This window comes from Pseudomonas sp. EA_105y_Pfl2_R69, from assembly GCF_963970915.1.
Lineage (GTDB): Bacteria > Pseudomonadota > Gammaproteobacteria > Pseudomonadales > Pseudomonadaceae > Aquipseudomonas.
In genome coordinates, this window is record NZ_CAXAOO010000013.1 from 1 (window position 1) to 6,263 (window position 6,263).

Annotated in this window: 7 protein-coding genes; 2 read left to right on the plus strand and 5 right to left on the minus strand. The window is 65.2% G+C overall.

Translation table 11 applies throughout. The features are described from left to right. On the minus strand, positions 1 to 295 hold a 295-nt coding region (locus AACY13_RS22475; protein ID WP_339463811.1), incomplete at its 3' end, for an alanine:cation symporter family protein. A gap of 151 nt (positions 296 to 446) precedes the next feature. Here AACY13_RS22475 and AACY13_RS22480 point away from each other — a divergent pair. After that, positions 447 to 1,262 carry a helix-turn-helix transcriptional regulator gene (locus tag AACY13_RS22480; RefSeq protein WP_339463812.1) on the plus strand — a complete coding sequence of 272 codons (816 nt, stop codon included), beginning with the start codon at positions 447 to 449 and terminating at the stop codon, positions 1,260 to 1,262. Between the two features lie 9 nt (positions 1,263 to 1,271). Here AACY13_RS22480 and AACY13_RS22485 read toward each other — a convergent pair whose 3' ends face one another. After that, positions 1,272 to 1,952 carry a GNAT family N-acetyltransferase gene (locus AACY13_RS22485; RefSeq protein ID WP_339463813.1) on the minus strand — a complete coding sequence of 227 codons (681 nt, stop codon included), beginning with the start codon at positions 1,950 to 1,952 and terminating at the stop codon, positions 1,272 to 1,274. Next, the gene (locus AACY13_RS22490; RefSeq protein WP_339463815.1) at positions 1,949 to 2,599 is read right to left on the minus strand and encodes an FMN-binding negative transcriptional regulator; all 651 of its coding nucleotides are present in this window, start codon (positions 2,597 to 2,599) and stop codon (positions 1,949 to 1,951) included. The genes AACY13_RS22485 and AACY13_RS22490 overlap by 4 nt, the downstream gene beginning before the upstream one ends. A gap of 234 nt (positions 2,600 to 2,833) precedes the next feature. Here AACY13_RS22490 and pdxR point away from each other — a divergent pair, with 234 nt between their 5' ends. After that, positions 2,834 to 4,309 (plus strand): MocR-like pyridoxine biosynthesis transcription factor PdxR, encoded by a 1,476-nt coding sequence (pdxR, locus tag AACY13_RS22495; RefSeq protein WP_339463816.1) that lies wholly within the window; start codon positions 2,834 to 2,836, stop codon positions 4,307 to 4,309. Between the two features lie 157 nt (positions 4,310 to 4,466). On the opposite strand, the gene AACY13_RS22500 is transcribed toward pdxR, so the two are convergent. Both AACY13_RS22500 and AACY13_RS22505 read right to left on the minus strand, forming a co-directional pair. Beyond that, on the minus strand, positions 4,467 to 5,222 hold the full coding sequence (locus AACY13_RS22500) for a substrate-binding periplasmic protein (RefSeq protein WP_339463817.1): 756 nt from the start codon (positions 5,220 to 5,222) through the stop codon (positions 4,467 to 4,469). An 88-nt stretch (positions 5,223 to 5,310) separates the two neighbouring features. Continuing rightward, on the minus strand, positions 5,311 to 6,263 hold a 953-nt coding region (locus AACY13_RS22505), incomplete at its 5' end, for an alanine/glycine:cation symporter family protein (RefSeq protein WP_339463818.1).

The window sequence follows — 6,263 nt, forward strand, 5'->3', positions numbered from 1 at the left end:
CGACCAGAGCCACGACCCACATCCAGAAGATCGCGCCGGGGCCGCCGAGCATGATCGCCACCGAGACGCCGGCGATATTGCCGGCACCGACGCGGCCGGCCACCGAGAGCATCAGGGCCTGGAACGAGCTGAGCTGGCCGGGCTGGCGCTGGAAGGCCTCGCTGAAGATGCGGAACATGCTGCCGAAGTAGCGGAACTGGACGAAACGCGAGGCGATGGTGAAGTACAGACCAAGGCCGATCAGCATCACGATCAGCAACTTGCTCCAGATCAGGTCATTGAGAATATCGAGCATGGCAGGCGAGTCTCTCTTGTTGTTCTGGTTGGAAAAAATGCGGGGGTCGAATGGTTGAGCAGACGCGTTCGTCGTGCAATTTCGCAGGTCGCGGCGATCTGGCGCGAGTTGGTGCTAGAATCGCGCCGCTCGCATCATCAGGTCCCGTCATATGTCCGATTACCTCGGCAACAACCTCAAGCTGCTGTGCAGCCACTACCGCTCGATTGCCGAGGTCTGCCGCAAGCTGTCGATCAACCGTGCCCAGTTCAACAAGTACCTCAGCGGGCAGAGTCGGCCGACCGCCTACAACCTCAAGCGCATCTGCGACTTTTTCGGCGTCGAGGCCTACGAACTGAGCCTGCCCGGCGAGCAGTTCGCCGACCTTATCGGTGCCCGCAGCGGCCAGGGCGCGCGCCCGCAGGTCGATCCGCTGCTGGAACTGTTCCAACCTCTGGGCGAGTATTCCAGCAGCCTGTCGCGCTATTGCGGCTACTACTTCGAGTACTCCAACTGCATGTCGGTGCCGGGGCAGATCCTGCTGTCGCTGGTGCAGCTGCGCGAGGAGCGCGGCAGCTTCCTGTTTGAACGTCAGGAGCGCCAGGAACCGTCGCGCGCCGACAGCGGCAAGGCCGAGGACTGGGTGCGCTGCCGCTACCTGGGCGCGGCGTTCTACCTGCAGGACCGGCTGTTTCTGGTCGATTACGAGTCGCTGACCGGCAACGAGATGAGCCAGACCATCCTGATTCCCAGCTTCAAGAGTCGCATCACCCGCCTCAATGGCCTGAAGACTGGGGTGTCCAGCGGCGACCGGCGCACCCCGGCCTGTACCCGGGTGGTCTGGGACTACCTGGGCTCGGAGATCAACCGGGTCAGCGCCTATCGCCAGGTGATGCTCTACAGCCCCGACGACCCGCGCATCGATGCCGATATCCGCCAGCGCTTGGCGGGCGCGCAGATCCGTAACGGCCTGTTCGAGATCGAATAAGCCGCTGGCCTATTTCCTCAACGCTTCCAGGCGCTGCTTCTGCCGCCCCTCGGCATCGAAATTGTCCGCCGCCAGCCAGCGCCGGAAGGCCGCGTCGCAGCTCGGCCACTCGCTATCCAGGATGGAAAACCAGGCGCTGTCGCGGTTATGCCCCTTGACCACCATATGCTGACGAAACAGCCCTTCGTAGCTGAAGCCCAGGCGCTCGGCGGCGCGCATGGAGCGGGCGTTGAGGGCGTTGCATTTCCACTCCAGACGGCGGTAGCCGAGCGTGCCCAAGGCCAGTCTGGCCAGCAGATAGAACGCCTCGGTGGACGCCGGGCTGCGCTGCATGGCGCGGCCGAAGGCGATATGACCGATCTCGATGCAGCCGTCCCCGGGCGTGATGCGCAGGAAGCTGAGCAGGCCGACGGCGCGCTGGCTGCTCAGGTCGAGCACGGCGAAGAACAGCGGGTCGGCGCTGGCCGCGTTGGCCGCCAGCCAGGTATCGAAGGCCGTGCGCTCGGCAAACGGGCCATAGGGCAGATAGTCCCAGAGTGCCGGGTCGCTATCCGGGCCCTGCAATGCCTGCCACAGATCGTCGCCATGGCGCGCCGGGTCGAGCGGTTCGAGGCGCACATACTGGCCGTCCAGGGGGGTATGGGCCGGGCTGGGCACGGCTTGCCAGTGGAGTGGGGTGTGCGGGCTCATGGCGCTTCCTTGGCTAAGTGTGGGTTGCTGATTTGCGCGGCCAGCTCACGGTCGCGTGGGTCATGGCTGGCTTGCAGGCCATCGCGCACGCCGGCCTGGTCGGCCGGGCTGCGGTTCTGCCCGAGCTTCCATTTGCCTTCCAGGCGTTCGATGGGCAAGGCGAAGCCGACGATGGCGCGCAGCATGCTGTCGATGTACTCGCGCGGTGCATCGCCGACCGCCCAGGGCTGCGGACGATCGGCTTCGTGCTGTGCGCTGAGGCGGCTGACCAGTTGCAGCAGGCGCTCGGCGTCATCGAACACCTCGGCGCGGCCATGGGCCTGCACGCTGATGTAGTTCCAGGTCGGCACCACCTTGCCGTGCTCGGCCTTGGCGGCGTACCAGGACGGGCTGATATAGGCCTCCGCTCCCTGAAAAATTACCAGCGCCGGGCTGCCTTCGGCGAGGTCGCGCCACTGCGGGTTGGCCCGGGCGAAGTGGCCGTACAGTGTGCCGTAGGGCCCTTCGTCGGCCTCCAGCAGCAGCGGCAGATGGCTGGCGAGCAAGCCCTGGGTGCCGTGACTGACCAGGCTGGGCAGGCGACTGGCGCGTATCTGCTGGTGCAGGGTGGCGAGATCGTCCTGGCGAAAGGCGGTGGGCGTGTACATGGGCGGGCTCCTAGCAGGCCGTTGAAAAACGTTGGCGAGGCAGCCAGTGCAAGGCAAAAACAGGCGAAAAAGCGGAGTTTACGAGCTGTAAATGAGCATTTTGAGCCTGTTTTTAACGCCGCAATGGCAACGTAGGTAGTTTTTCAACAGCCTGCGAACGTGATGAGTCATGCTAGGCAGGATATTGGTCTGTTGTAAGATCCACTTTCTACGACTTCTGTGGAGCCAATCGCCATGCCTGTGCCGCCGCTGCCGGTCGATCTGTCCGGCATCCGTCTCGACCCGCAGCAGGGCCTGGCGCGCCAGTTGTATCAGGCGCTGCGCGAACGCATCCTTGATGGTCGGCTGCAAAGCCGCACGCGCCTGCCGGCCAGTCGCGACCTGGCGGGTCTGCTGGGCATCTCGCGCAACACCGTGACCCGCGCCTTCGATCAGCTGTATGCCGAAGGCTATATCGAGGGGCGTATCGGGGCCGGTACCTACGTGGCCGAGCTGAGCGCGGCCACGCGGCCGAGCGCAGTGCCGGCGATCCAGGCGCAGTCGCCCGCCACCCAGAGCGCCGCCCTGCAGCTGCTGCAGAGCCATCATCTGAGCCCGCCCCTGAGCGGTGCGCCACGAGCGTTTCGGGTCGGCGTGCCGGCCTTCGATCTTTTTCCCTTCGAGATCTGGGCGCGCCTGTCCGCACGCTTCTGGCGCAAGCCGTCGCTCGCACGCCTGGGCTATGGCGACCCGGCCGGCGACCTGCAATTGCGCGAGCTGATCGCCGCCTACCTGCGTAACAGCCGTGGCCTGCACTGCGATCCGGCGCAGATCGTGGTGACCAGTGGCTCGCAACAGGCCATCAGCCTGTGTGCGCAGTTGCTGGTCACGCCCGGCGCGCGGGTGGCGCTGGAGAACCCCGGCTACCGCGCCGCCGGCCATGCGCTGGCGATAGCCGGGGCGCAGCTGTGCGGCGTGGCGGTGGATGACCAGGGCCTGGACACCGCCGCGCTGGAGCGGATCGAGGACTGTCGGCTGCTCTATCTGACGCCGTCGCACCAGTACCCGACCGGCGTTACCCTGTCCCTGGAGCGGCGGCTGCAGCTATTGGAGTGGGCACAGCGCAACGACGGCCTGATCATCGAGGACGATTACGACGGCGAGTACCGCTACAGCGGCACGCCCTTGGCACCGCTGGCCGCCCTCGACCGCCAGGGCCGGGTGCTCTACGTCGGCACCTTCTGCAAGATCGCCTTTCCGGCGCTGCGCCTGGGCTATCTGCTGTTACCGCCGGCGCTGGCCGAAGCCTTCGCCCGCCGCCGCGCCCTGGACATGCGTCACTCGGAAATCGGCACCCAGGCGGTGATGGCCGAATTTATCGCCGCCGGGCACTTCCAGCGCCATATCCGCCGTATGCGCAGTGCCGCCCGTAGCCGTCGCGATGCCCTGTTGGCCGGCTGGCCGCAGAACGTGCCCGGCTGCGCGCCGTTGCCGGTGGTGGAGGCCGGCCTGCACCTGTGCGTGCGGGTCGACAGCCTGGCCCGCGAGCGCCAGCTGATCAGTGCCGCCGCCCAGGTTGGCGTGGAGATAAGTGCGCTCAGCAGTTACTGGCTGCCCGACAGCAGTACGCCTGAAGATCAGCGCGCCGGGCTGGTGCTGGGTTTTGCCGCGGTGCCCGAGGGGCAGATCGATGAGGCCCTGCTGGCGTTGCGCAGGGCCTGGCGGATTTAGCAGGCCGCTGAAAAACTACCTGCGTTGGCAATACTGCGTTAAAAACAGGCTCGGAATGCTCATTTACAACCCGTAAACTCCGCTTCCTCGCCTGTTTTTGCCTTGTCTTGCCTGCCTCGCCTACGTTTTTCAACGGCCTGCTAGCCGTGCGGTTGGCTCAACACAGCTCGGGATTTTTCGCGCAGCTGCCGTAGCCTTCACCACGCATCTGTTCCAGGGCGTTTTGCAGGCGTTCGACCACTTCGTCCGGGGTGTCCTTGTTCAGCGCCAGGTACAGCTGTGAGGTTTCGAAGCTGAGCAGGGTCTCCAGGTCGTCGACGCCCTGCTCGCGGGCGTAGAAGCGCCAGACCGGGTCGGAAGTGGCCCACAGGTCGATCTGCCCGCGTTGCAGCTTGCGGATATTTTCCTGGTCGCGCAGGGCGTTGTGAGGGGTGAAACCCAGGCGTTCGAGGTACTGGCTGACCGCCGCGCTCTGGTAGGCACCGATGCGGTAGGCCTTGGCCTGTTGCAGATTGTTCAGTTGCGGGTGGCTGCCTTTTCGGCCGACCAGCACGCTCTGGTACTGGGCGATGGGGCCGACCCACTTGAACAGCGGTTTGCGCGCCTCGCTTATGGAGGTGGAGAACAGGCCGTGGTTGGGCTTGCTCAGGGCCTGCTGGTAGATGCGGTCCCAGGGGAAGCGCAGGGTCAGGCTGTAGTCGATGCCGGCACGCTTGAACATCTCGCGCACGATGTCGGCACTGAGGCCCTGGATATTGGCGTCGCGGGCGAAGTTCTTGCCGTTGCTGGCCATATTGAAGGGCGGGAAATTCTCGGTCAGCAGCACCATCTTGTAACCGGGCGGCAACGCGGCCTGGCTCAGGGGGCTGAACAGCAGGCAGCACAGCAGGGCGGCGAATAGGGGGCGGCGCATGGTCTGGCACTCCGATATAGAGAGGGCCGCGCGAGCCGATGGCCGTGGGCCCAGATAAAAACGCCCGGCTCTAGGCCGGGCGTTGGGCTTAACGCTGATGCGCGGTATTGCCGATTTCCGCAGGGCTGCTAGTCGCGGCCTTGGTGACCGAGTCGGAGCTCGACCAGACGGCCGGGTCCAGGTCCAGGTCGGCGAAGTGCTTGGCGTCCAGCACCGGCGATTCGACGCCGGCCTTGCGCTGGTTGTCGTAGTCGCGCATCAGGCGCAGGCCGACCTTGAACAGCAGAGCCAGGGCGACCAGGTTGCAGATGGCCAACAGGCCCATGGTCACGTCGGCGAAGGCGAACACCGTGCCCAGATCCTGCACCGAACCCCAAAGTACCAGCGCTACCACCAGCCCGCGATAGACCACCACCGGGCCGCGCTTCTGGCTGAAGAAGCCGAGGGCGTTTTCACCCAGGTAGTAGTTGTAGATCAGGGTGGTGAACACGAACAGCAGCAGGGCGACGCTGACGAACACCCGGCCCCACTCACCGACCACACTGGCGACTGCGGTCTGGGTCAGCACCACGCCGGCGATATCCATACCCGGCTGATACACGCCCGACAGCAGGATAATCAGCGCGGTGCAGCTGCACAGGATCATGGTGTCGATAAACACGCTGAGCGACTGCACGATGCCCTGGGCCACCGGGTGCTTGACCTCGGCCACCGCGGCGACGTTGGGCGCGCTGCCCAGACCGGCTTCGTTGGAGAACAGGCCGCGTTTGACGCCCATGATGATCGCCGCGCCGATACCGCCGGCGAAGGCCGGTTCCAGACCGAAGGCGCTCTTGAAGATCAGCGCGAACACGGCCGGTACTTCGCCCAGGTTCAGGCCGATCACGATCAAGGCCATGGCGATATAAGAGAAGGCCATCACCGGCACCAGCACGTCGGCGAACTTGGCGATGCGCTTGATGCCGCCGAAGATGATCAGGCCGATCACCACGGTCAGGATCAGGCCGCTGATATAGGTCGGCAGGCCGAAGGTGTCATGCA

Coding starts and splice junctions, on each gene's coding strand:
- AACY13_RS22500 (WP_339463817.1), bottom strand. CDS start 5,222: ATGCGCCGCCCCCTATTCGCCGCCCTGCTGTGCTGCCTGCTGTTCAGC.
- pdxR (WP_339463816.1), top strand. CDS start 2,834: ATGCCTGTGCCGCCGCTGCCGGTCGATCTGTCCGGCATCCGTCTCGAC.
- AACY13_RS22490 (WP_339463815.1), bottom strand. CDS start 2,599: ATGTACACGCCCACCGCCTTTCGCCAGGACGATCTCGCCACCCTGCAC.
- AACY13_RS22480 (WP_339463812.1), top strand. CDS start 447: ATGTCCGATTACCTCGGCAACAACCTCAAGCTGCTGTGCAGCCACTAC.
- AACY13_RS22485 (WP_339463813.1), bottom strand. CDS start 1,952: ATGAGCCCGCACACCCCACTCCACTGGCAAGCCGTGCCCAGCCCGGCC.